General features: G+C 37.7%; 24 protein-coding genes. 6 read left to right on the top strand and 18 right to left on the bottom strand.

Annotated features, from left to right (window positions below; genetic code table 11):
* Positions 1–284: 284 nt before the first annotated feature.
* Both QA584_RS04975 and QA584_RS04970 read left to right on the top strand, forming a co-directional pair.
* Positions 285–1,649, top strand: coding sequence for a citrate/2-methylcitrate synthase (locus QA584_RS04975; RefSeq protein ID WP_278273401.1), 1,365 nt, complete (start codon positions 285–287; stop codon positions 1,647–1,649).
* A gap of 409 nt (positions 1,650–2,058) precedes the next feature.
* Positions 2,059–2,259 (top strand): hypothetical protein, encoded by a 201-nt coding sequence (locus tag QA584_RS04970; protein ID WP_278273400.1) that lies wholly within the window; start codon positions 2,059–2,061, stop codon positions 2,257–2,259.
* A 101-nt stretch (positions 2,260–2,360) separates the two neighbouring features.
* On the opposite strand, the gene QA584_RS04965 is transcribed toward QA584_RS04970, so the two are convergent.
* The 4 genes from QA584_RS04965 to QA584_RS04950 all read right to left on the bottom strand — a co-directional run bounded on the left by QA584_RS04965 (position 2,361) and on the right by QA584_RS04950 (position 5,731).
* Positions 2,361–3,347: an acyltransferase family protein gene (locus tag QA584_RS04965; RefSeq protein ID WP_278273399.1), complete on the bottom strand. Its 987-nt coding sequence runs from the start codon at positions 3,345–3,347 to the stop codon at positions 2,361–2,363.
* Positions 3,348–3,668: 321 nt separating this feature from the next.
* Complete coding sequence (locus QA584_RS04960) at positions 3,669–4,238, bottom strand: DUF2087 domain-containing protein (protein WP_278273398.1); 570 nt, start codon at positions 4,236–4,238, stop codon at positions 3,669–3,671.
* Position 4,239: 1 nt separating this feature from the next.
* Positions 4,240–4,644 (bottom strand): hypothetical protein, encoded by a 405-nt coding sequence (locus tag QA584_RS04955; RefSeq protein WP_278273397.1) that lies wholly within the window; start codon positions 4,642–4,644, stop codon positions 4,240–4,242.
* A 328-nt stretch (positions 4,645–4,972) separates the two neighbouring features.
* Positions 4,973–5,731, bottom strand: coding sequence for an MBL fold metallo-hydrolase (locus QA584_RS04950; RefSeq protein WP_278273396.1), 759 nt, complete (start codon positions 5,729–5,731; stop codon positions 4,973–4,975).
* 106 nt (positions 5,732–5,837) lie between these two features.
* Here QA584_RS04950 and QA584_RS04945 point away from each other — a divergent pair, with 106 nt between their 5' ends.
* Positions 5,838–6,251, top strand: a complete 414-nt coding sequence (locus QA584_RS04945) for an Lrp/AsnC family transcriptional regulator (protein WP_278273395.1) — start codon at positions 5,838–5,840, stop codon at positions 6,249–6,251.
* 201 nt (positions 6,252–6,452) lie between these two features.
* Positions 6,453–7,754, top strand: coding sequence for a YcxB family protein (locus tag QA584_RS04940; RefSeq protein ID WP_278273394.1), 1,302 nt, complete (start codon positions 6,453–6,455; stop codon positions 7,752–7,754).
* A 349-nt stretch (positions 7,755–8,103) separates the two neighbouring features.
* Here the strand turns inward: QA584_RS04940 and QA584_RS04935 are convergent, their stop codons facing one another.
* On the bottom strand, positions 8,104–9,411 hold the full coding sequence (locus QA584_RS04935) for an alpha-L-fucosidase (RefSeq protein ID WP_278273393.1): 1,308 nt from the start codon (positions 9,409–9,411) through the stop codon (positions 8,104–8,106).
* 563 nt (positions 9,412–9,974) lie between these two features.
* Between QA584_RS04935 and QA584_RS04930 the strand changes: the two genes are divergently transcribed.
* Positions 9,975–10,790, top strand: coding sequence for an AraC family transcriptional regulator (locus QA584_RS04930; protein ID WP_278273392.1), 816 nt, complete (start codon positions 9,975–9,977; stop codon positions 10,788–10,790).
* A 404-nt stretch (positions 10,791–11,194) separates the two neighbouring features.
* Here the strand turns inward: QA584_RS04930 and QA584_RS04925 are convergent, their stop codons facing one another.
* From QA584_RS04925 to QA584_RS04865, 13 genes are all read right to left on the bottom strand, one after another.
* Complete coding sequence (locus tag QA584_RS04925) at positions 11,195–11,983, bottom strand: acetyl-CoA carboxylase carboxyltransferase subunit alpha (RefSeq protein WP_442870346.1); 789 nt, start codon at positions 11,981–11,983, stop codon at positions 11,195–11,197.
* Between the two features lie 252 nt (positions 11,984–12,235).
* Positions 12,236–13,093 (bottom strand): acetyl-CoA carboxylase, carboxyltransferase subunit beta, encoded by an 858-nt coding sequence (accD, locus tag QA584_RS04920; RefSeq protein ID WP_278273391.1) that lies wholly within the window; start codon positions 13,091–13,093, stop codon positions 12,236–12,238.
* Between the two features lie 6 nt (positions 13,094–13,099).
* Positions 13,100–14,452 (bottom strand): acetyl-CoA carboxylase biotin carboxylase subunit, encoded by a 1,353-nt coding sequence (locus QA584_RS04915; protein WP_278273390.1) that lies wholly within the window; start codon positions 14,450–14,452, stop codon positions 13,100–13,102.
* A gap of 33 nt (positions 14,453–14,485) precedes the next feature.
* Complete coding sequence (fabZ, locus tag QA584_RS04910) at positions 14,486–14,908, bottom strand: 3-hydroxyacyl-ACP dehydratase FabZ (protein WP_278273389.1); 423 nt, start codon at positions 14,906–14,908, stop codon at positions 14,486–14,488.
* A 65-nt stretch (positions 14,909–14,973) separates the two neighbouring features.
* On the bottom strand, positions 14,974–15,408 hold the full coding sequence (gene accB, locus QA584_RS04905; RefSeq protein ID WP_278273388.1) for an acetyl-CoA carboxylase biotin carboxyl carrier protein: 435 nt from the start codon (positions 15,406–15,408) through the stop codon (positions 14,974–14,976).
* A gap of 13 nt (positions 15,409–15,421) precedes the next feature.
* Positions 15,422–16,657 (bottom strand): beta-ketoacyl-ACP synthase II, encoded by a 1,236-nt coding sequence (gene fabF / locus QA584_RS04900; protein WP_278273387.1) that lies wholly within the window; start codon positions 16,655–16,657, stop codon positions 15,422–15,424.
* 83 nt (positions 16,658–16,740) lie between these two features.
* On the bottom strand, positions 16,741–17,481 hold the full coding sequence (gene fabG / locus QA584_RS04895) for a 3-oxoacyl-[acyl-carrier-protein] reductase (RefSeq protein ID WP_278273386.1): 741 nt from the start codon (positions 17,479–17,481) through the stop codon (positions 16,741–16,743).
* Positions 17,475–18,401: an ACP S-malonyltransferase gene (gene fabD, locus QA584_RS04890; RefSeq protein WP_278273385.1), complete on the bottom strand. Its 927-nt coding sequence runs from the start codon at positions 18,399–18,401 to the stop codon at positions 17,475–17,477. The genes fabG and fabD overlap by 7 nt, the downstream gene beginning before the upstream one ends.
* A 34-nt stretch (positions 18,402–18,435) precedes the next feature.
* Positions 18,436–19,368 (bottom strand): enoyl-[acyl-carrier-protein] reductase FabK, encoded by a 933-nt coding sequence (fabK, locus tag QA584_RS04885; RefSeq protein WP_278273384.1) that lies wholly within the window; start codon positions 19,366–19,368, stop codon positions 18,436–18,438.
* Positions 19,369–19,389: 21 nt separating this feature from the next.
* Positions 19,390–19,620 carry an acyl carrier protein gene (gene acpP / locus QA584_RS04880; protein ID WP_278273383.1) on the bottom strand — a complete coding sequence of 77 codons (231 nt, stop codon included), beginning with the start codon at positions 19,618–19,620 and terminating at the stop codon, positions 19,390–19,392.
* Between the two features lie 247 nt (positions 19,621–19,867).
* A complete protein-coding gene (locus QA584_RS04875) occupies positions 19,868–20,311 on the bottom strand; it encodes a hypothetical protein (RefSeq protein WP_278273382.1) in 444 nt (147 codons plus the stop codon).
* A complete protein-coding gene (locus tag QA584_RS04870) occupies positions 20,308–20,892 on the bottom strand; it encodes an RNA polymerase sigma factor (RefSeq protein WP_278273381.1) in 585 nt (194 codons plus the stop codon). The genes QA584_RS04875 and QA584_RS04870 overlap by 4 nt, the downstream gene beginning before the upstream one ends.
* A gap of 560 nt (positions 20,893–21,452) precedes the next feature.
* Positions 21,453–23,018, bottom strand: coding sequence for a putative glycoside hydrolase (locus tag QA584_RS04865; RefSeq protein WP_278273380.1), 1,566 nt, complete (start codon positions 23,016–23,018; stop codon positions 21,453–21,455).
* A 261-nt stretch (positions 23,019–23,279) separates the two neighbouring features.
* Between QA584_RS04865 and QA584_RS04860 the strand changes: the two genes are divergently transcribed.
* On the top strand, positions 23,280–23,645 hold the full coding sequence (locus QA584_RS04860; protein WP_278273379.1) for a helix-turn-helix domain-containing protein: 366 nt from the start codon (positions 23,280–23,282) through the stop codon (positions 23,643–23,645).
* The last annotated feature ends 86 nt before the right edge of the window (positions 23,646–23,731 follow it).

Below are 23,731 nucleotides of genomic sequence, written 5' to 3'. Positions count from 1 at the left end.
CCTCATCAAAAAACAGTGGAATATAAGGTTACATATAATACCAAATGAATAATTATTTATTTCCATAAATTGTATGTCTTTCATTTTTTCTTGTTATTATCCATTTATTATGCTACAATATACTCGTATACAGTAAATCCAAAAATACAACTAAAACTTCTTTACCATATTCGTTTCATGCAGAAAATTAGTATGTAAATTAATTCAATTTTTCTACATGTTTATTTATTTGTTTTTAGATGCCGGAAAGTTGTATTTTGCCTTTTAATAAACAGGAGGTTATTATGAACAACGACACTTTTTCAGCCATTACACCCGAAATTCTAGCTTTGACAAATCTGTGTGCAAAGAATAGCTCAATCGACCCTTCCCTTTACACCAAATATGATGTGAAACGGGGACTCAGGGATGTAAGTGGTAGAGGCGTATTAACCGGTCTGACTGAGATTGCTGAAGTACGTTCCCATATTATTGTAGATTCCGAATATGTTCCCTGCGAAGGTAAATTATATTACCGCGGCATCGATGTGGAACAGATTGTTGACGGTTTCATCCATGAAAACAGATATGGTTTTGAAGAAACTACTTATCTTCTCTTATTCGGTGAACTGCCGGATGAAGAAGAATTGAAGAAATTCAAGATGTTACTGGGGGAATACCGTTCTCTCCCTACTTCTTTTGTCCGTGACATTATTATGAAAGCTCCCAGCCGAGATATGATGAATACCCTGGCAAGAAGTGTACTTACCCTATATTCTTATGATGACCTGGCTGATGATATCTCTCTTCCCAATGTTATGAGACAGTCCCTCCAGATGATTTCCTTGTTCCCTCTGCTGTCCGTTTATGGTTATCAGGCTTACCGTCACTATCATGACGGTCAGAGTTTATATATCCATACACCGGATCCCTCTCTGTCAACGGCTGAATTGATTCTTCATCTGTTAAGACCGGACAGTAAATATACTCCCTTAGAAGCTAAAATCCTGGATGTTGCCCTTGTCCTCCATGCAGAACACGGCGGTGGTAACAATTCCACCTTTACTACCCATGTAGTAACTTCAACCGGCACGGATACCTATTCTTCCGTAGCTGCTTCCTTAGGTTCCTTAAAGGGTCCAAAACACGGAGGTGCTAATATAAAAGTTGTTCAGATGTTTGAGGATATGAAGAATACTTTAAAGAGCTGGGAAGATGAAGAGGAAGTCCGCAACTACCTGGCTGCACTCCTTCATAAGGAAGCTTTTGATAAGGCAGGTCTTATCTATGGTATGGGGCATGCCGTATATTCCATATCAGACCCCAGAGCGAATATCTTTAAAGGTTTTGTTAAGAAGCTTTCCGAGGAAAAGGGCAGAATTGAAGAATTTAAGTTATACAATCTGGTTGAGAATCTTGCTCCCGAGGTTATTGCCAAGGAACGCCAGATTTATAAAGGGGTAAGCGCTAATGTTGATTTTTATAGTGGATTTGTTTACAGTATGTTAGATCTGCCTCTGGAGCTTTATACTCCGATTTTTGCTATTGCAAGAATCTCCGGGTGGAGTGCCCATCGGATTGAAGAGCTTATTAACGCGGGCAAAATTATCCGTCCGGCTTATAAAAATGTTGCGAAGCAGAAGGCTTATGTGCCTATTGAAAGTCGATAGGATTATATTGGATATAATTAGTTCTTGGCTACTTGATAAAATCAGCTTGGACGTTGTGAGGAAAGCATTGATTATGATATCGTTCATAAGCTTAGGATTCTGAGATTGAATTCACTAATGATTTTTTCATGTGGTAAAGCAAGATTGAAATAGCACAAACTCCTCGCTATTGCTCGTCAAACAGTGTGCTTTTTCAATCTAAACCACATGAAAAATTCATAAGTGAATTTGCAATCTCAGAATGAAGCGCTTATGAACGATATCATAATCATGCTTTCTCAATTTAGGTTTTGGGCTGATTTTATCAAGTTTTTTTAAGTATTCGTATTTGTATTTGTATTGGTATTGGTAATTCTATCGATGATTATATCTTTATGTTGAAGTTTATGTGGTGCTTATTTTGGTATTTATGTCTGTGTCAATGTTTATGTTTATGTCTGTGTTTATATTGTCCTTATATCGGTGTCGATGTCTGTGTTTATATCGTCCTTATATCGGTGTCGATGTCTGTGTTTATATCGGTCCTTATATTGGTGTCGATGTCTGTGTTTATATCGGTCCTTATATCGGTGTCGATGTCTGTGTTTATACCGGTCCTTATGTCGGTTGATTTGTTGTTATCTGCGTTTCTCTATACTCTTTCTTAAAAATGTTCATTCTGCTGTACAGCAAAGCAAATGGTATGCATGGGGTTTTAGTTTATGTAATAATTTATGTAAAGATGTTTAGATTCCAGCTTAGCATTTTTTCTAATGGTACCGAGGATAGCTTTCTTACAACGAAATCAAAGGGTTTTAGTGATAGTATAAAGGTTATGAATATTGCCAGTAATAGTATCATTAGCATTTCTGCAGTGGTATCTATTGTATCGTACAGATTGGTCTGGTATTGCAGTATTTTATAGATTAATCCATGGAGTAAGTATATGCTCATGGTTCGTTGTCCCATATAGGTGAACCAGTATTTTTTTCTTGGCATGATAGCTGCAATTACATAGATGAAGACGGTTGAAAAGATATATATGGCAGTACGGTAAAGCCAGCCAAACTTAACTATATCGGATTTTTGGTAAGAGTATTTCATGATTAATATATCAAAATTAATGTTTTCACAACTAAGATACATAATTACCAGTATGGCGAGAAGAACTGCCAGTGCTCCCGCTCTTACAAGCTTTTTGTCTGCAAATTGAATGAATTTTTCTTTATCAAAGGTATAGCCTAAGAGGAAAAACGGCAGATAGGTAATGGTTCTTTCAATTGCTCCAAATGCTCCTATTACTGTAACATAACCGGCCAGTATTGCTACAAGATAGGATATGTACAGGATTCCTTTTATCTTTATTAGTTTACCGATTACTAATCTCCAGCAGAACAGGGAAAGCATAAACCATAGGGTAAAATACGGCTGCAGCAGTTCAAAGGTATTATCCCTGCCGGTTGTATAAAGAAAAATAAAATATATAGTCTGAAATATGAAGTAAGGTATCAATAAGGTTTTTATTAGTTTTAGTAACGCATTTCTTTTGGAAAAATATGCCGATACGAAGGCAAAGGCAGGCATATGAACTGTATATATTGTCATAACCATAAAATTCATGAAATGATTCTTATAAATAAATGCCCCAACAAAATGACCGATTACTACCAGTAGGATTAAAAAGCTTTTAAAATTATCAAAATAACTGTCTCTTTGCATAGATTCTCCGCATGTTAGTTTTAATTAGATAACCTTGTTATACTACCAAAGCTATGTTAATCAAGAATAAATTTTGTATTAAATTATGATAAAGGATAAATAGCACAGAGAGTATTTTATTAGATGCTTATTACAAAGTCAAGCTTATTTACAGTTCCTGCCCAAGGAAATTATTGGTTTGGCCTAAGGCAGGAATATGGGTTTTATATCAGATGCTTATCCGTTTGAACAGAAGCATTTGAACACTATTTTTTGAATAACTTTATTATCCATGTATAAACTCCTTTTTTATCCAGATACCCCGATTCATTCTTGCGTTTACTATATAATTGGAGGCTGTCTGTCACTAACCATATAGATACTGTTTTTCCGATCCAGTAATCCTTCCGCTACCATATACTTTCTTAAGGTACAGAAATCATCATGATAATCAGCAATTATCAGATTTACTTCTTTTTCCGTATATTCTTTCCCTTGCTCAAATGCTTCGGCTATCACTGCTAAGACTACTTTCCGTTTTTCATTCTGTACCGGTATGTTTTTTAATTTGCCCATATCAAAGAAACTCTTTATTATTTTATCCCGGTACTTCTTTTCTCTTTCTGCCTGGGCTTTGTGTTCCGGGGATTCCGTATGAATAAGCTCTAACAGGTTGTGATTTAGAATCTCCGAATTGATACTGTATATAACATAGTACTGATCCTTATATGACTTCACCAGTCCGGTATCCATCAATTTCTTAAGGTGAAAGGATATGGTAGAAGGGGTTAGCGTCAGCCGCTCCGCAAGTAATTCCACATACATGGGTTCTCTGGCAAGATTTTTTATGATCTGCAGCCGGGACTTATCTGATAAACACTTAAATAATTGTATAACCTGTTCTTCAGTCATATCATGCCCTTGCCCTTTCTGAAGCTTTCATAAATATGTCCTTAATTATATCTGCAGTCTCCAGTTTTAGTTCTTCCACTACTTTTTCAGTTATCAGTCCGTTCTTATCCGCATAGTCAAGCCTCATCCTCCATGCTTTGGGCACAGTATCAAACCGGTTCAGATAATTACTGCAAAATAATGTGTACTTATCCTGGTCTTTAAGCTCTGCTTCTGTGTTAAATTTTTTTACTTCTCCCTGAAATAAGGTTATAAAGATATCATAGATATTTGCTTTGATTTTTTCAAAATTTGCTTCATCTGATTTATCATCCTTTTGTAATTCCTTCATTTTCATAAGGCAGGATTCTTTTAATAGATCCATTTCCTTTAAGTAGGTTTCCTTTAGTTCTTTTAATTGACTCATAATAATCCTCCTCATATTCCTATTAAGTACATATCTGTTCGCCAGAGTTTACGAATCAACGGACAGGATAAATGTTTTTCGTTTTATCTTCCTGGACGTATCGTAAACCAACCTACAGCAGTTGCTTTTTCAACATACTTTTTGTGTTCTGGTTTATTTGCTATATTCTGTTAATATTATATTCATAGAATCGTTATATGTCAATATGTTTTTATATATATCAAATTAAATATTTGTTTTAATTAGATAATAATGATATCAGTGTAATAAACCCAAGTATATAAGTCTCTTTTTACACAGGGTCAGCTATAGCTCTCCTGCCATAGCCTTAGCTATAGAACTCGATTGATTCCCCATCCTCTGGTATATATACTCTATTATCAATATGGTGCTTTCGTGTAAATTCTCTTAGTTCCTTTCTTGTCAGCCGGCAATGATTCCAGGCTTCCATATGAACAGCGACTACTTTACTGTTTCGTGCTTGACGGCATATGGATAGGACATCCTGGGCATTTAAGGTTATCGGTCTTCCATAGGAAAATTTAGCTTCTCCGCAATAGCCGATAACAATTTGTGGTCGATATTTTAGTAAGGCATTTTTAACATACGTACACCAAACAGTATCTCCGGTCAGATAAACTACCGGTTCGTTGTGGCTGGATATGATAAATCCCGATACTGGAGCCATTTTAGCAGCAATATCCCCATAACCGTGTCTTCCTCTCGTCCGGGTCAGGGTAATTCCCTCCCACTCCAGTGAGTCTGTAACCGGAATCACAGTTTGAAATCCTGATTCCTTTATTTTCTCTTCATCTTCCGGCTGGCAGAAAAGAGGTATCCTATCAGGCAGCTGATCAGGGGTTAAACCGCTGAAATGATCTCTGTGGGTATGGGTTATGAGAATCCCGTCACAATCTAAAATAGTCTCAGCCTTAAAAGGTAAATCGACCAGCGGATTTTTATCCGTAATGGGTACATGTTCAATTGCCTCCAGGGTATGCTTTGGATTTAGCATAGGATCGATGAGTATCTTTTTTTCTTTCATTGTCAGTACAAGGGTAGCATGGCGTATTAACTGAATTTTCATTTTGATTCCTCCGACTATTGATAATATTTATTATAAGCGGTAAGATACTTGCATAGAGTAAGAATAACGAAACCTTTACTTGATTTATGAAAGGATATGAAACCATATGATTGACCAGACAGATATCCAGATTCTACAATTATTAAGGACTAATTCAAGGATGCAATGGCAGGAAATCGGTGATATTGTCCATCTTACGGGACAGGCGGTAAAAAACAGAATAACCAAGCTTAATGAGCTTGGAATTCTGGAAGGCTATACCGTTAAAATAAACAACGAAAAACTTGGTTTATCCGTAACTGCCTTTATTACGGTATTCATGAAAACGACCGACCATATCGGGTTTTGTAAATTTATTAAGCTAAATGATCTGGTTTATGAAGCTCATCGTATCAGTGGCGAGGGGTGCTATTTGCTAACCGTTTTTACTCATGATCAAAAAGAGCTGTTGGATTTTCTGGATGAGATATTAATCTATGGAAATTACAAAGTTAATCTGTCTATGAACAAAATCAAGTAGTCTATGAATCTCTTTTACATTATACTTCTTATATCTTTTATATTTTGTTTATCATATTTTTATAATCCAATGATAAAAACCGTAGAAACTTATGTAAAATCGTGGTAAGATAATTAAATGCGGGACATGCTTCCGTGTCCCATCGATCAGATTGAAAAAAAATAATGAATGAGCTACAAAAACAAGGAGATAAAAAGTAATATGAAGAAAAAATCAATTATCAGGCTGCTTGGTATGGCAGTTTTCCTGATGGCTGTCTTACCCTTTACAAAAGTACAGGCCAAAGAAACCCAATTCCCGGATTTATATGTTAATCTGACTACGCCGGAGGATACGGTTATAATAACGAATGATACACCAAATACAGATGAATCCTGGACTATAGCAGGAATTACCGACCCAAAAAGTGAAAAGAAATCCTTTGGTGAAATGGGGGTCAAAGCCCTACTATATGATCCAAGTACCAAAGTGACTGTAAGACTGATGCAGAAACAATCCAGTAAATCAAAGGACATTTTCAATTTGTCCCTGCTTTCGGAAGGTGAGCTGAAGGAATTTTTAGACGGTTTTGTATCTAATGAAGACAAGAATGTTAAAGCCTCTATCGAAAAATATTCTCAGACTGAGATGCCCTTTTATCATTACACAATTGAGATGGAGCAAGAAGGTGTCCCCTTTAAAGAAACAATATACGGAACCATTGTAAACGGCTATGCGGTGAACTTTGATACTTATAAGAAAACCAACACCGAGTCTTTGGATGAAACATTTATAAAGGAATTGGTTGATGGAACCCATTTTACAGAATTCTTGGATAAAGCTGAAGTTCAAAAACAAATAAAGCAAACTTACTTCGTATTAGCAGCGTTTTTCCTGATTATTGTTGCTCTTATCGTGTTTGCTGTCATAATGAACCGGAACAGAGCTAAAAAGCAAAAAGGGCTGAAGACAGCCAAAACCGATGCTCTGACTAAGTTTTATCTGGAGCAGAAACAAAAAGAAGAACAAAATATTAAAGAAACCATACTACATGTAAATCACACACAATATACCGATGAAGTCATAAAAGATTTTTGCTATTATAATGAAATAATAAAGAATATGAAGCTCTGGGTAATCATGGGCATACTGTTTCTTGTTATTTTAGCTATGCTGTCCCAGACCGGCTCTGCTTTTATCAGCTGTACCATCGCAATTATACTTTTATTTGTTTTTGTGTATTATCAGGGAATCCGGATTGAAAAACTTGTAGCCCGGACCAAGAAGCTTTATGATAAGGATAAAGGCAAAGAGGCAGTATTTACATTTTATGAGGATTATTTCACCTTATCCGGTATTCAGTTCATCTCCAAATATCCTTATCTGCAGGTTACTGATATCAAAGAATATAAGAATTATATTTATCTGTATCAGGGGGATAAAGCTTTTTATCTTAAAAAAGACGGTTTTGAAACCAGTGGGGACGAATTTGTGAAATTTATTAAACTAAAGCTTGGTAAATAAATGCTAAAAACTATGACGGTATAAAAGTTACTCTATAAGTGAAAAAGACAGAAAAACCATAATGTCATATCATCTTCTGATAAATTGTCTTATCAAAAGTTTTGATATTTCATTATGGTTTTTCATTCATGAGTACAACGAAAAAGAGTACTATCTATTACAGTATTAATTACAGCTTTAAATTACAGTTTCATTTACGGCTTTAAATACAGCTTCATTTACGGCTTTTATTACGGCTTCATTTATGCTTTTATTACAGCTTCATTTATGGCTTTTATTGCAGCTTCATTTATGGCTTTTATTATGGCTTTTATTACAGCTTCATTTACGTTTTTGTTTACTGTTTTACTTACAGCAGTTCCAGTTCAAGAACGGTATCTCTCTCATCATATAACCCTGCAATATCCAGTTCAACATAGGCATCCTCCGGATATTCAGCTCCATTCCAGGGGCGGACCAGTTTTAATTCTGCGCCATCTTCCAATATACGTGCTTTTTTCAGTTTTCCTTCCAGACCTTCTAGTCTGAACGCACCTACACGCCTGTCGTAGATATGAGCATATAGCATTTTACCCTTTTGGGTATATCTGCCCCATTCCGGTTTATTTATGTCGCTTATACCACATCCGTAGATACTTTCCCCGTTTATCCGCATCCATTCCCCAATTTCTTTAAGGATTCTAAGGCTGTCTTTCGGAAATTCCCCTTTGGCATTTGGACCAACGTTAATGAGCATATTACCGTTTTTACTGACGCATTCTACAAGCATATGAAGGACATTTTCCGTAGTTTTATAATCCCAGGGCTTATTCTTGGCATAACCCCAGTTTTCATTGAGGGTAAGACATAATTCCCAGGGCACGGGGCGTCCAAGCACATCCAATTCTCCCGTTGAAGGCATCATGCATTCCGGTGAAACGAAATCTCCAGAATGGAGATCCGGGTCTTCTTTTCTGGCATCTCCGCCCAATCGGTTATCAATGATAATATCCGGCTGAAGCTTTCTCATCATTGTGACCAGCTCAGTGGCTCTCCAGGTTTGACCTGACATATGTTCAAACTCTGTACCGGCAAGTTTTTCATTGTCATAGGAGAAGTCAAACCATATTAAATCAATCTTGCCATAGTTCGTTAGAAGTTCTCTTACCTGATTGTGAAAGTATGTGATATAGTTCTCCCAGTTATGTTTTACTCCTTTAAACTCTTCATTATCCCTCATCGGATGCTGTCTGTCTCCATAATGTGGATAATCCGGATGGTGCCAGTCCAGAAGGGAATAATAAAAGCCGATTTTTATTCCTTCCTCTCTGAATGCCTCCACATACTCACTTACCAGATCCCGCCTGCACTTGGTATTGGTGCTTTTATAATCGGTATAAGCGGAATCAAACAGGCAAAAACCGTCGTGGTGTTTTGTTGTTAATACTGCATATTTCATTCCTGCTTCTTTTGCACATTTCGCCCACTCCCTGGGATTATACCGAACCGGGTCAAATTCTTCAAAATACTTATTATACTCCTTAGTTGTTATCTTTTCCGTACTTTTTACCCACTCACCCCTCGCAGGAATTGCATAAAGCCCCCAGTGGAGGAACATTCCAAAACGTGCCTCTTTAAACCATTCGGTTCTTCTCTCTCTTTCTTCGTATAATGTCATCGTATCCTTCTCCTTTTCTTCATAAACTTTTCATTATCGCCTATTGCATCACTTGTGGTTTTGTTACTTTATGGTTTTGTTATTCAATGGCTTTATTACTCTATGGTTTTGTTACTCTAAGGTTTTGTTACTCTAAAGTTTTGATTTGAGAGTCAAAAGCCTCAAAAAACTTAATTAATGAATAACCCGGTATATATATTCATTTTGTCGTAGACCGGCTGACAAGGTTGTTTATGTCCGACTAGAGACTCAGCAAAAAGCTGAGCAGTGCGATGCTTTTTGCATCTATGAGGCTCTACAAAGGACATGCCGCAGGAAGGTAAGGTAGACAAAATGAATATATATACCGGGTTATTCATTTTACAACCTAAATTAGGCTTTTGACTCTCAAATCAAGTTTTGTTACTCTAAAGTTTTGTTTAATCACTCTTTATGTCTAATCTCTCTTACTGTCATAACCATCATTGACAAGGATAGTTTATCATCGTTATAATGATTTTGTAATAAGAAATACAAACATAAACTTGAAAATAATTAACCATATTTTCATAAAGGAGGCAGCTTTGGATACGAATTATTCTAAGTATTTTTCCAATCTCTATATTGATTACTATTACGGCAGTCTTACCCACTGCGGAAGTAACTGGAGGGAAAATAATATCCTGTGTCCTTTCTGTAAGATATATTTTATCACGGATGGAGAGTGTGAGCTCATAATAGAGGGAAAGGCTTATCACGGTCATAAAGGAAGGATGTTTTTCATTCCTTCCCAGACCAGGCATTCCTTTTACCACATTAACGATAACTTTGTAACGAAATACTGGATACACTTTGAAGTGAAAGCCTGGGATAATCAATTGACCCAGAACTTAAATCTTCCTTACTATATCGATATTAAAGATGACAGGGAAGTTGTGAAACATTTTTTAGATATTTTTGACCAGGCAAGAGAAAATACTCTGGCTTCTGCTTTTCGGCTAAAAGCAGGCATATTATCTCTGTTATCTGATTACATCTCACTTTCAGACTGTAATCAAGTAACGCTGTATGAAGAAAATCATCCTGAGTTTTATTCGTTAATTTCCTATATTAACGATAATCTCCACATCCGCCTGACCCTGGACGATTTATCCGGCAGAATGCATATGCATCCGAATTATTTTATTAGACTGTTTAAATCCAGGATGGGTACAACACCTCTTAATTATATCAATAAACTCAGAATGGAACGAGCCAAAGCCCTTCTTGAAAATACCAGCCTTCCGGTTTCTGAACTTATGCTTTTAGTCGGTTTTGAGGATTTAAGTTCCTTTTCAAACTTTTTTAAACATTATTCCGGTTATAATCCCAAGGTATTCCGCAAAACTTTCGGAATGTAAACCCCAGACTAAACAGTCACAATGATTACTTCTCCTCTTGGTACAGCCCTTTTAGATGCTTGTTATAAACGCTTACTAACAAAAGATACTAAATAAAATAGCGGGAAATATAAAATAACAATCAAGATATTCTTTTCTTTTGGCAATCAATTATAAAGATACTACTGACTGCTTTGAAGTATAAGATTATGAATTGTATTTTACATATCCCGCTATTTATAACTATTCCTATTAACTATTTATGACTAAAACAATTAATTACTTATTACTACAACTATTAACTACTTTTTACCATAACTATTAACTACTTATTACTATTAACTATTAATTACTACAACAATTAACTACTTATCACTATTAACTAATAATTACTTTTAACTTTTATCCAGACTTTATCATTAGGATTACATATTACGGAATCTTTCGTAACGCGCGTCTACAATTTCATCCTTGGTTTTTGCTCTGTAACGATTAATAAAATCAACGATATCGGTCCTGATCTGACAAGCCACGGATTCCATGGTATCTACACACAATGCCTCACATTCGGGTATTATGCGCTCTACAATCTTTAAATCCTGTAAGTCAGCGGCTGTTATTTTCATTACTTCGGCAGCCTCATTGGCTCTCTTACTGTCTTTCCAAAGTATAGAGGCAAATCCTTCCGGCGATAAGATGGAATAGGTTGCATTCTCTAGCATCCATACTTCGTTTGCTACACCTAAGGCAAGAGCACCTCCGCTTCCTCCTTCTCCGATAACAATGGAAAGGATGGGTACTTTAATACCTGACATCTCATAGAGATTTCTGGCAATGGCTTCTCCCTGACCCCTTTCTTCTGCTTCAATACCGCAGAATGCACCGGGTGTATCAATAAAACAGACAATAGGGCGTCCGAATTTTTCGGCCTGTTTCATTAACCGAAGAGCTTTGCGGTAGCCATCCGGATTAGGCATACCATAGTTTCTCTTTATATTCTGTTTGATGTTTCGACCCTTTTGCTGACCGATAACAGTAACCGTAATATCATCAATCGATGCAAGACCGGCAACGATCGCACCATCATCATGGGATACACGGTCACCGTGGAGTTCCATGAATTTATTAAAGATTGCACTGATAAAGTCCAGACTGGTTGGTCTGGTGGTGCTTCTTGCAATCTGAACCCGATCCCACGCAGTTAAATCTGACATAGCTCTACCCTTGAGTACCGCAACTGTAATCCGCGGTACTGCCACAAATAATCTTAAGTGAAAGAAGAAGTGGCTTCCTTTCCTATCTATATTTTCCTTCACCTGGTAAGAAACCGAAAACAGTACCTTAAAAATCAGTATATTAAAATTATGCCAAAGATTTATTGTGTCTATGATATTTCATATTCCGCAGTTTCAAATAAGAAATATTACACAAACCATTGACTACTATTATCCGGTATTAACCTGTAATTAACTCTTTACCAACATGGACAAGGTCTGCTTTAATTTATTACGTTTTACTATTTTATCAATAAATCCATGTTCCAATAAAAATTCTGCTCTCTGGAATCCTTCCGGCAGACGCTGCCCAATGGTCTGTTCAATTACTCTGGGACCGGCAAACCCAATCAAGGCGCCGGGCTCAGCAAGAATGACATCCCCAAGCATTGCAAAACTGGCCATAACACCGCCGGTAGTAGGATCCGTTAATACAGATACATATAACAGCCCGGCTTCATCATGTTTTTTCAGTGCCTGGGACGTTTTAGCCATCTGCATTAAGGATATGATTCCTTCCTGCATTCTAGCACCTCCCGAGCAGCAGAAAATGATTACTGGAAGTTTTTGCGTAGTCGCCTTTTCAATCATTCTGGTAATCTTTTCGCCGACTACTTGCCCCATACTGCCCATTAAGAAGTTAGAGGCCATAACGCCAATGGCTACTTTGGTATCATCAATTTTACCTTCTCCGGTAATAACGGCTTCATCCAGGTTCGTTACCAGTTTCATTAATTCCAGTTTGGATTTATATCCCGGAAAGTTAAGGGGATCACTGATTTCAAGTTCCGTATCCCACTCGGTAAAGCTGCCCTTATCCAGTATCATGCTGATTCTGGTTCTGGGACTGATTCGGAAGTAATTACCGCAATTTGGACAGATATAGTAATTGGCTACTACATCCTCCGTATATATGATTTCATTGCATTTTTCGCATTTTTCAAATAAACCGTCAGGAATCTGGGCTTCATCTAAGGAGTCTTTTATCTTTTCTCCCAGATGGGCCTGCTTTAGTCCGGACATACTGGGATTCTTTTTAAAATTAAGCATTCAGGTTCAGGCCTCCTTTTCGGATAATATCCGTTCCACAAATCCGGTATCCGTTTTTCCTTTTATATAATCCTCGTGATTGATGATCTGATACTGAAAATCAATATTAGTGTCAATACCTTCAATGACCAATTCCCCCAGCACACCCCGCATCTTCTTAATGGCTAAATCACGGGTGGCATCATGGACCATTAGTTTAACAATCAGGGAGTCATAGGCTGCCGGTACCTTATAACCTGCATAAAGTGCCGAATCAATACGGACTCCATTACCGCCAGGCATATGAAGGCTGGTTACAAGTCCAGGTGAAGGCATAAAGTTTTTGCTGGGATTCTCAGCATTAATACGGCATTCGATGGAGTGACCCGTAATGGTTACTTCTTCCTGGGTTAAGGATAGTTTGTCACCACTGGCAATTTTAATTTGTTCCCGTATTAAATCGATACCGGTGACCATTTCGGTTACGCCATGTTCTACCTGTATTCTGGTATTCATTTCGATAAAATAAAAGTTATTATCCTGATCTAAAATGAATTCTATGGTTCCGGCATTGCAATATCTTGCGGCTTTCGCAGCTTTCACTGCCGTGTCGCCCATAAGCTTTCTTAATTTATCATCTATAACAAGGGAGGGGGCCTCTTCTATCATCTTCTGATGTCTTCTTTGAATTGAACAGTCTCTTTCTCCCAAATGAATCACATTACCGTAATTGTCTGCCAATATCTGAAATTCAATATGTCTTGCTCCTTTAATATATTTTTCAATATACATGGTGTCATCACCAAAGGAGTTCTTTGCTTCCTGGCTGGCAGTTTCAAAAAGATGGATAAATTCCTCTTCGGTATTAACGATTCGCATTCCTTTACCGCCGCCACCGGCAGAAGCCTTTATCATAACCGGATATCCCATCCCATCGGCTATTCTTTTCCCTTCTTCCGGTGTAAAGACCGGCTCCTTCGTTCCAGGGACAACGGGCACACCAGCTTCCATCATAGTTTTTCTGGCTTCTGACTTATTTCCCATACGGTCAATGACTTCGGCAGAAGGTCCAATGAAGGTAATATTGCATTTGCGGCATAAGTCGGCAAATTTACTGTTTTCAGATAAAAATCCAAATCCGGGGTGAATCGCATCTGCGCCGGTTGCAAGGGTTGCGCTTAGAATCCGGTCCATTCTTAAATAACTGTCTTTCGAAGACATGGGACCAATACATACCGTTTCATCAGCAAGCTGCGCATGCAGGGCTTCTTTATCTATATCAGAGCAAATAGCAACCGTGCTGATACCCATTTCCCTACAGGCACGGATGATACGGACAGCAATCTCTCCACGATTGGCTATTAAAACTTTTTTAATCATAGTTGGTGCTCCCATCTTTACATTACTAATATATTAACCTATAGCAAAAGTCAATTCCGCTTCAGCAAAAATCTTATCTCCGTCATATGCTTTGGCATTGGCCACGCCAATATTACCTTTTTTCTTTACTAACTCAACTTCCAGGGTGAGTACATCACCAGGTACGATTTTATTACGGAATCTGGCCTTATTGATTCCGCCAAAATAGGAATTTTTTCCCTTGTTTTCTTCAAGAGATAAACAAACTACGGCGCCTACCTGAGCTAATGCTTCGATCACCAGCACTCCCGGCATAACAGGTTCATCCGGAAAATGTCCCAGAAAAAACGGTTCGTTATAGGATACACATTTGCGTCCAACGGCACGTTTGCCTGGTTCTAATTCATCGATACGGTCAATTAATAAAAAAGGACTTCTTTGAGGGATTATTTCTTTTATTTCGTTTATATTTAACATTTTCCTGCTCCTAACATACTGAAAATCTGCTGTGTTTTCTTCGGGTAATTTGTCCGTAGATTTTTTTATAACGGTCTGATTCTTACTAAAGCCTGACCATATTCAATCATATCTTTATTTTTTACAAGTATTGCTTCGACTACACCGTCGTAAGCAGATTCAATTTCATTCATTAATTTCATAGCTTCTACAATACCGATAATCTGCCCCTTCTTAATTACATCACCGACTGTGATATAAGGGTCGCTGCCTTCCGATTTTGCTGCATAGAAAGTTCCCACCATAGGTGACGTAACCGTTAATTTACCGGCATCTGAGTTTTCCTCTTCTTTCTTTCCGCTGGTTACTACGGTGTTTACCTGGATTTCAGGCGTTTGTGGGTATACCGGGTTACGGTTGATTTCTAAGGACAGGCTGCTGTCCCCTTCGGTATACTTAAAAGATGTTAATGAAGACTCAGATACTGTTTGAATAAGCTTAATAATGTTTTCCATTTCCATAGCAAATTATCTCCTAACCTAAGAATTTCTTAACTAACAAACTTCCGTTGTGTCCGCCAAAGCCCATGGAATTGCTGATCGCATAGTTCACAGGTTTACCGGTTACTGCTTCTTTTGTATAATCTAAATCCAGCTCTTCATCCGGGATTTCATAGCCGGCTGTTGCATGGATATAATCATGCATGATTGATTTTACACAAGTTATGAATTCTACTGCTCCTGCTGCTCCAAGCATATGACCGGTCATGGATTTCGTGGAACTTACATTTAACTTATAAGCATGATCTCCAAAAGCCATCTTAATGGAGCGGGTTTCAAATAAATCATTGTGATGGGTACTGGTTCCATGGGCATTGACATAATCCACTTCTTCGGGTTTGATTCCGGCTTCCTTAACTGCCAGCAGCATTGCTCTTGCAGCACCTTCTCCGTCTTCACTGGGAGACGTGATATGGAAGGCATCACAGGTCGCACCATAACCACCGATTTCTGCTAAGATAGTAGCTCCTCTGTTTAATGCGTGTTCCAAAGATTCCAAAACTACAACACCGGCGCCTTCACCCATTACAAATCCATTTCTTTCTTTATCAAAGGGAATGGAGGCTCTGGCTGGATCCGTTGAGGTAGTCATAGCTGTTAAAGCTGAAAATCCTGCAACACCGATAGGGGTTATGGCTGCCTCTGTTCCGCCTGCTATCATAACGTCTGCTTCGTTACACTGAATGTAGCGGCAGGCATCTCCGATAGAGTGGGTTCCGGTTGCACAGGCAGTTACAATATTGGTACATTTTCCTTTTAATCCAAAGGTAATTGCTACATTGCCTGCTGCCATATTGGATATCATTAAGGGTACTAATAACGGAGCAATCCTTTTTGGTCCCTTATCCAACAGCTTCTGGTGTTCCCTTTCAATCGCCTGAAGACTTCCGATACCAGATCCAACTGATACACCGATTCTTGTCAGATCTTCTGTGTTCAGATCCAGTCCTGCATTTTCAATTGCCTGTGCTGAAGCTGCTACTGCAAACTGGCAGAAGGTTTCCATTCTTTTGGCTGCCTTTGGATCCATATACTTCTCAGGAGCAAAATCTTCTACCTGAGCTGCAAGTTTAACCTTATAGTCCGTAGTGTCAAAATAAGTGATAGGCTTAAATACATTCTTTGTTTCTTTGATGCTATTCCAAAAGGTGTCAATATCATTTCCAATGGGGGAAATGATACCCATACCAGTAACTACTACTCTCTTCATATTTGTAATCCTCCTATAATGAAGTTACTTACTCCTGTATTTTATATTAATGTTGTGTTGTGTTTTCATTATGATCCGGTAATTCAGATACCAAGACCGCCGTCTACCTGAATGGTCTGACCGGTTATATAGGATGCTTTATCAGAAGCTAAAAAGGCAGCAGTTTCGGCAATATCTTCTACTTCACCTAATCGCTTAAGAGGTATTAATTCTGTTACCTTCTCCTTTAAATCGTCCTTTAAAACAGCTGTCATATCCGTATTAATGTAACCTGGCGCTATGGCATTGACAGTAATTCCTCTAGAGCCTAATTCTTTTGCAAGGGATTTTGTCATTCCGATTACACCTGCTTTTGCAGCACTGTAATTTACCTGACCGGCATTGCCGATTACTCCGGATATGGAAGAAATATTGATAATTCTACCGCTTTTTTGCTTTAACATAAGGCGGGAGGCTTGTTTTAAACAGTTGAATACACCTTTTAAATTCGTATCGATAACCGTATCAAATTCCTCTTCCGTCATCTTAAGGATTAAATTATCTCTTGTAATTCCTGCATTATTTACTAAGATGTCAACTCTGCCAAATTCCTTTACTACATCGGCGAACATCTGCTGTACCGCTAAAAAATCAGAAATATCGGCCTGATAGGCAGCTCCGCTGCCGCCATCCTTTTTGATCAGCTCTACAACTTCTTCTGCTTTCTCTTTTGAGCCGCAGTAATTCACTACCACTTTAGCGCCATAGCGTGCAAGGGTAAGGGCGATAGCTCTGCCGATTCCCCGGCTGGCACCGGTTACGATTGCAACCTTATTCTCTAGCATGCTGTAACCTCCTGTAACTTATCCAAATCTTCTACTTTTTCAATATTAATTACTTTTAAGGATCTGTCAATTTTCTTAATAAAACCAGATAAGGTTTTACCAGGACCGATTTCAATAAAGGTATCCACTCCGTTTGCTATCATATGTTCCACACTTTGCTGCCATTTTACGGAGGAATATACTTGTTTCGCCAAAAGTGTTTGTATTTCTTCTTTATTGTTTATTATTTCTGCATTCACATTGGCTGTATATGGTGTTACCGGGTCATTAATCTGAACACTGTTTAACACTTCATAGAGTTTATCTCCGGCTTCCTTTAACATAGGTGAATGGAAAGGACCGCTCACGTTAAGTGGAATTACTCTTTTGGCACCATTATTAAGTAACGCTTCACTTGCTGCCGCCACCGCATGTTTTTCACCGGAGATTACAAGCTGACCTGGGCAGTTATAATTGGCAACTGTTACAATTCCTTCTGTTTCTTCACAGATTTTTTCTATTAATGCATTCTCCATGCCTAAAACCGCAGACATTGCGCCTGCTCCTGGGGCTACTGCCTCCTGCATTAAGATTCCTCTCTGTCTGACGACTTTGATGCCTTCTGAAAAACTTAACACACCGCTTGCCATTAAGGCTGGATATTCACCAAGGCTTAAGCCAGCCTGGAGCTCCGGTTTAATACCGGATTTTTCAACCTGTGCAAGGATTGCCATACAAGTAGTAACCATAGCAATCTGGGTGTACTCTGTGATATTTATCTTGTCATTTTCTTCAAACACAAGGGCTGCCATATCAATTCCAAGTATCTGGGAGGCTTCCTCAAAGACTTGTTTGGAATCTTCATATCTTTCATAGAAATCCTTACCCATACCGATATATTGCGCGCCTTGTCCGGGGAATATAAATGCTGTTTTACCCATTATCTTTTCTATCCTCTTCTTTCAGAAATATGGCTTAAAAACGGAAGTTTTTCATTAATCCTTCCGCTTCTTGTACAACTTCTTCAATGATTTCTTTACAGGACTGTTCTTTTGAAATCAGACCGGCGATCTGTCCTGCCATAACGGAGCCTTCAATAATATCACCTTCTACTACGGCTTTTCTTAAGGAACCAAGTGTAAGAAGTTCTAATTCCTCAAAGCTTTTGCCTTCCTGCTCCAGTTTCAGATAGTTCCTGGTCATGTTATTCCTTATGGAACGCACCGGATGTCCGGTGGAACGTCCGGTAACTGCTGAATCAATGTCTTTGGAGGAAATGATTCTCTTTTTATAATTAGCATGAACAATTGATTCATGGGATACTACAAATCTGGTTCCAATCTGTCCGGCTTCTGCTCCTAACATAAATACTGCCGCAAGTCCTCTGCCATCACCAATTCCGCCGGCTGCGATGACAGGAATCGTTACCGCATCCACAATCTGGGGTATCAGTGCCATAGTCGTTAATTCTCCTATGTGTCCGCCTGCTTCACAGCCTTCTGCTACTACCGCATCGGCACCGTATTTTTCCATTCTCTTAGCCAGAGCAACCGAAGCAACAACCGGTATTATTATGATTCCGGCCTCTTTCCACATAGGTATGTAGCTTTCCGGATTTCCTGCGCCTGTGGTCACTACAGCGACTTTTTCCTCAACTACAACTTTGGCCACCTCTGAGGCATGAGGGCTTAGTAACATAATGTTGACACCAAAGGGTTTATCCGTTAAAGCCTTTGCTTTTCTGATTTCCTCCCTCACATGATCAGCAGGTGCATTACCGGCAGCTATAATTCCAAGACCCCCTGCATTAGACACTGCTGCCGCAAGATGGTGTTCCGCTACCCAGGCCATACCGCCCTGAACGATTGGGTACTCTATTTTTAATAAATCACATATTCTCGTCTTCATGAATACATCCTCGATTTCTAATTATTCAACACCTTTGTCTTTTAAATACTCCATAACTGCTTCTACGGTTCCCAGGCTGTTTAGGTCCTCAGAAGGGATTTCGATATCATATTTTTCTTCCAAAGCCATAACAAGTTCAAATAAATCTAAGGAATCTGCTCCTAAGTCCTCTTTAAATGATGTGCTTTCCGTAATTTCGCTTTTATCTACATTTAATTGTTCTGCAATAACTTCCTTTAAGTTTTCTAACATGATTGTTATCTCCTTATGATTTTCGAATTTGTTTTTGTTTTATTTAGTAATTATCTTTGTATTTATTTTGGTATTTATTTTGTATTCATTTTTGTATTTATTAATGTATTTATTTTTGAATTTACTTAAGGATAATCTAAAAATTTTTACATATTGTTTTATATTTTCATATTTTCTTTTGAATTAATTTTTGCCATTATTCCAATGTAATAGGCATAATGTAAACTTTATTTATATGAAGCGAAGTTTAATATATTATTTGAATCTTTTTTGAATGGAGTTTCATTCCACTCTTATGACGTCTTAGCAGTATTACGATAATACTGATTACAACTATGATAGTTGCTGCTATTCCAGAAACAATTTTAAATAGATTATGGACTTTCTTTTTAAATATGCTGATGCTAAATCCCCATTCCTTCTCTATTTCCTCTGTTTCAGCAGTGTCTTTCATCAGGTCAGAGGTATTGATATCTTCTGCAATTACCATATCGTTATAAGAAGTGCCGGAATCTTCCAGAAGAGGGCTTTTAACTGGGAACTCAGATGACTGTTTCGGAGTCCTCCTAAAGTTAAATAACAATTTATAGAAGGGTACTTTTCCCTGCTTCATATCTTTTTCAATATAATCATCTTCAAGCAATGCCGGATCCAGCTCACTCATCATATCAATTAATAATAGTTCGTTCATAACTTGCTCCCTTCCGTGTTTAAAGGTATTTCCTTCTCATAATCCTGTTTCATTTTATTCCTAAGCCTTGATAATCTGCTGTCAACGGCTGTAACGGTCATCTTCATTGCTGCTGCGATGTCTTTTGAGGATTGCAAATAAAAATATCTTCGTATCACTAATTCATGGTCTTTTTTATTTAACCGTCTGATTATTTCATTTAATGCCTGTATATTTTCTTTTAAAAACACCTGCCCTTCCACACTTTGCTTATGGTCAATATAATATCCTGCTAGTTCAGATATATCTTCAGGAAGCTCACGTTCTTCTCTTTTACTTAAATCTCTGAGTTTATTGATTGCGGTATTTCTAACGATAACTTTAAGATAAGTTTTTAGAGAAGCCTTTTCCATATCATACCGTTCGATATGATTCCACAGTTTTAAGTATGTATCATTGATACACTCCTCTATATCCCGTGAACGGCTGCCCAAGATGCCGGCAGCTATATGGTATAAAAGCTTTTCATACTTCTCAGCTAATTTCAATAAACCTGATTCATTGTGCTCATAAATCAGATTTATTATTGCCTCATCTTTCAAGTTATAAGCCTCCTTCCTATATGCTCGATTACTTATACCCAGTTTTTTTTATAATCTTGCAGATTTTTTATTTTTTTTATTTTATTTCTATTATTACCCTATTTTAAGGGCAAGTCAAATTAAGTTTTTATAACCTAAAAAAGTGATAGAAGGGGAGCTTGATAAATCAGCCTCAGGGTTATGACAAAGATGGAGTAGGATAACTTGGCTTTCATAAGCTTCGTATTCCCCGTCTGTAATTCTCTAATGACTTTTTTATGTGGTAAAGCAAGAGTAAAAAGTCACAAACACCTCGTTTTGCTCGTCAGACAGTGTGATTTTACTCTAAACCACATGAAAAAGTCATAAGTGAATTTAGAGACGGCAAATAACGCGCTATTGAAAGCCAAGTTATCCTACTCCATTCTTTTAATTCAGGTTTTTGGGCTGATTTAATCAAGTTTTTAGGTTTCGTATTTTTAAGTTTTTGGGTTTTAAGCTTTCGGTATCCTAGACCAGCCTGGGATATGCAATGGCTGTAAAGTATGAAATAGAGGTTGTGTTTTATTACTTCAAAAATTTTATTCTTTCTCTAACCCTTCTTTGGTATAGTTATTATTGCCGTTCCATAAGATCCATTCGTCATAACCGGCATCGTACACGGCTTTGATTTGGTCGCGGATTTCTTTTGGTCCGTAGGATTTATGGTTGTCGAGCCAGGTGGCGGTGAAATCCTGAAGCCAGGAACGGACTATGGCCTGGTTGGTGTTATCTGATTCTTTTAACTCGGTTTGAGATTTATCCAAGGCACTTAAGATTAAATCATAAGGATTTAAATCTGGATGCTTGATACCGTATGAGCCATCCTGATAATGGGAGGGGTAAATCATGGGGCAGATATAATCCAGGTATTTTGCCATTTCTTTATAATCCTGTCCTACTATCTTGGCATCTACTTTACTGTCAATTATGGTTCCATAAACATCGGCGGATACATATACCCCCAAAGGTTTTAAGTTCTCACAGGCATATTTCGTAAATTCCGTGATGGTCTCCATTTTGCTTTTTCCTTTGGCTTCCTTGCCAAAGTTTACTTCCTTCATGCCGGAATCGGTAGAGAAACGGATATAGTCAAATTGTATTTCATCAAATCCAAGTAAAGCGGCTTCTTTTGCTACCGATACCAGATACTCCCATACTTCTTTTTTATAGGGATTGACCCAGGATAGACCGCTTTTATCATAAAATATACTGCCGTCTTTTTTCTTAAGGCTTAAGTCCGGTCTGTTTTTCGCTAAGATTGGGTCTTTAAAGGCAACGATTCTGGCAATCAGATAGATATCTTTGGCTTTTAAATCGGCTATCAACTGCTCGATATTACTGATGTAATTAACATCCGCACCCATATCCTTGACTTGCGGCAGATCCATTTTATAAGTGATCTCACCGTTGTCATTCTTAATATCGATAACCATGGCATTTAATTCTGTGGTATCCACAAGTTCTATCAGGTCTTTCATATAACTTTCTTTGCCTGCTCTTGGACCGGTGACATATATCCCTTTTACTTTCCTTGGTAACCGTGTCCGGGCAGTTCCGTTCTGGAAGACTTCCTGCATATCAGTTGTATTCCCATCTGCTCCGGTGGAACTTGGGATATTATTTTGATTATTATTGTTATCGTATGGAAGAACTCCGTTCTGGGTGTTTCCGTCTTGAGTATTTTTGTCTTGCGTGTTTCCGTCTTGAGAATTTCCGCCTTGAGAATTTCCATCCTGAGTGTTTCTGCTATTGGTAGTTTTGCTTTGAAGATTATTCTCTGTTTGTCCTTCTTTGGAGGCTATCTTGCTGACGTTATTTTGAGAATTTGCTGACTGATCGTTCTTTTCCTCGGTAGATAAAGTATTGTTCCCGTTAAAATTTGCATTGTTATGATTCTGACTATTTTCCTGCCTTGTTTTACGGGCTTCCTCCTGAATCAAAAATCTTCCCTTGGTAAAATAAAAGGTACTTAAAGCCAATACAACAATCAGAACCATGGCAGTAACTGCTACGAACATACCTTTTCGTTTGCCCTTTCCGTTGTGGTTATAAAAGCCTTTATAACTGGATTTGTTCCTGTTAATATACATGTCCCTTTTTCTCATTATATACTCCCATTCCGCTGATATCGCTTTAATCTATTGTGTCCGACCCATTTTTTTCTTCGAAGCATTTCTTACTATATATTTTGTCAAGTTCTATAGAACCGCATTCATTTTCACAGGATTATTTGTTCATATAGTACAATTTATTTCTAATAAATGGTTATAAAATATACTTTTTTGTTGACACTATCTTCCAAGCTGTTATATAATTATTTTATAATTTCTCATTGGTATGTATAGATAACTATAGGAGGATTATTCATGGATTTTAGCAATCGGTTAAAGCACTTAAGACAAAAATACAAATTAACCCAAGGCGAATTGGCCGCCGTTATTGGATTAAAGTCTACCGCTATTTCTAACTATGAATCCAAACGTAATGAGCCATCTTTTGATAAGTTAATTTCATTATCTGATTATTTTAATGTTTCGAGTGATTATATGTTAGGAGTTACAGATAATACGTTACGTATAGGAAGCGAAGATTTGGATAATGACACCGCTGATTTTTTTATTTTATATAAAAGATTAAATAAGGTAAACACCAATGAAATTAAAAATTATGCCAGATACTTGTTGTACAAGCAGGAAAAGTTAGCTGAAAGTTTGAAAGACCTACGTACATAGTTTTTACAGGATACAAGATACTGCCGTGTTCTGATGCGTGGAATAGAACTGCCTTCATGTTTCTAATCTTAAGTCTAATGTAATAA

This window comes from Anaerocolumna sp. AGMB13025, assembly GCF_029689925.1.
Lineage (GTDB): Bacteria > Bacillota > Clostridia > Lachnospirales > Lachnospiraceae > Anaerocolumna.
This window is presented reverse-complemented; position numbering and strand designations above follow the sequence as displayed.

What these genes read in the sequence shown, in the direction of transcription:
- QA584_RS04975 (WP_278273401.1), top strand. Translation starts at nt 285, where the DNA reads ATGAACAACGACACTTTTTCAGCCATTACACCCGAAATTCTAGCTTTG.
- QA584_RS04970 (WP_278273400.1), top strand. Translation starts at nt 2,059, where the DNA reads ATGTCTGTGTCAATGTTTATGTTTATGTCTGTGTTTATATTGTCCTTA.
- QA584_RS04965 (WP_278273399.1), bottom strand. Translation starts at nt 3,347, where the DNA reads ATGCAAAGAGACAGTTATTTTGATAATTTTAAAAGCTTTTTAATCCTA.
- QA584_RS04960 (WP_278273398.1), bottom strand. Translation starts at nt 4,238, where the DNA reads ATGACTGAAGAACAGGTTATACAATTATTTAAGTGTTTATCAGATAAG.
- QA584_RS04955 (WP_278273397.1), bottom strand. Translation starts at nt 4,644, where the DNA reads ATGAGTCAATTAAAAGAACTAAAGGAAACCTACTTAAAGGAAATGGAT.
- QA584_RS04950 (WP_278273396.1), bottom strand. Translation starts at nt 5,731, where the DNA reads ATGAAAATTCAGTTAATACGCCATGCTACCCTTGTACTGACAATGAAA.
- QA584_RS04945 (WP_278273395.1), top strand. Translation starts at nt 5,838, where the DNA reads ATGATTGACCAGACAGATATCCAGATTCTACAATTATTAAGGACTAAT.
- QA584_RS04940 (WP_278273394.1), top strand. Translation starts at nt 6,453, where the DNA reads ATGAAGAAAAAATCAATTATCAGGCTGCTTGGTATGGCAGTTTTCCTG.
- QA584_RS04935 (WP_278273393.1), bottom strand. Translation starts at nt 9,411, where the DNA reads ATGACATTATACGAAGAAAGAGAGAGAAGAACCGAATGGTTTAAAGAG.
- QA584_RS04925 (WP_442870346.1), bottom strand. Translation starts at nt 11,983, where the DNA reads ATGTCAGATTTAACTGCGTGGGATCGGGTTCAGATTGCAAGAAGCACC.
- accD (WP_278273391.1), bottom strand. Translation starts at nt 13,093, where the DNA reads ATGCTTAATTTTAAAAAGAATCCCAGTATGTCCGGACTAAAGCAGGCC.
- QA584_RS04915 (WP_278273390.1), bottom strand. Translation starts at nt 14,452, where the DNA reads ATGATTAAAAAAGTTTTAATAGCCAATCGTGGAGAGATTGCTGTCCGT.
- fabZ (WP_278273389.1), bottom strand. Translation starts at nt 14,908, where the DNA reads ATGTTAAATATAAACGAAATAAAAGAAATAATCCCTCAAAGAAGTCCT.
- accB (WP_278273388.1), bottom strand. Translation starts at nt 15,408, where the DNA reads ATGGAAATGGAAAACATTATTAAGCTTATTCAAACAGTATCTGAGTCT.
- fabF (WP_278273387.1), bottom strand. Translation starts at nt 16,657, where the DNA reads ATGAAGAGAGTAGTAGTTACTGGTATGGGTATCATTTCCCCCATTGGA.
- fabG (WP_278273386.1), bottom strand. Translation starts at nt 17,481, where the DNA reads ATGCTAGAGAATAAGGTTGCAATCGTAACCGGTGCCAGCCGGGGAATC.
- fabD (WP_278273385.1), bottom strand. Translation starts at nt 18,401, where the DNA reads ATGGGTAAAACAGCATTTATATTCCCCGGACAAGGCGCGCAATATATC.
- fabK (WP_278273384.1), bottom strand. Translation starts at nt 19,368, where the DNA reads ATGAAGACGAGAATATGTGATTTATTAAAAATAGAGTACCCAATCGTT.
- acpP (WP_278273383.1), bottom strand. Translation starts at nt 19,620, where the DNA reads ATGTTAGAAAACTTAAAGGAAGTTATTGCAGAACAATTAAATGTAGAT.
- QA584_RS04875 (WP_278273382.1), bottom strand. Translation starts at nt 20,311, where the DNA reads ATGAACGAACTATTATTAATTGATATGATGAGTGAGCTGGATCCGGCA.
- QA584_RS04865 (WP_278273380.1), bottom strand. Translation starts at nt 23,018, where the DNA reads ATGAGAAAAAGGGACATGTATATTAACAGGAACAAATCCAGTTATAAA.
- QA584_RS04860 (WP_278273379.1), top strand. Translation starts at nt 23,280, where the DNA reads ATGGATTTTAGCAATCGGTTAAAGCACTTAAGACAAAAATACAAATTA.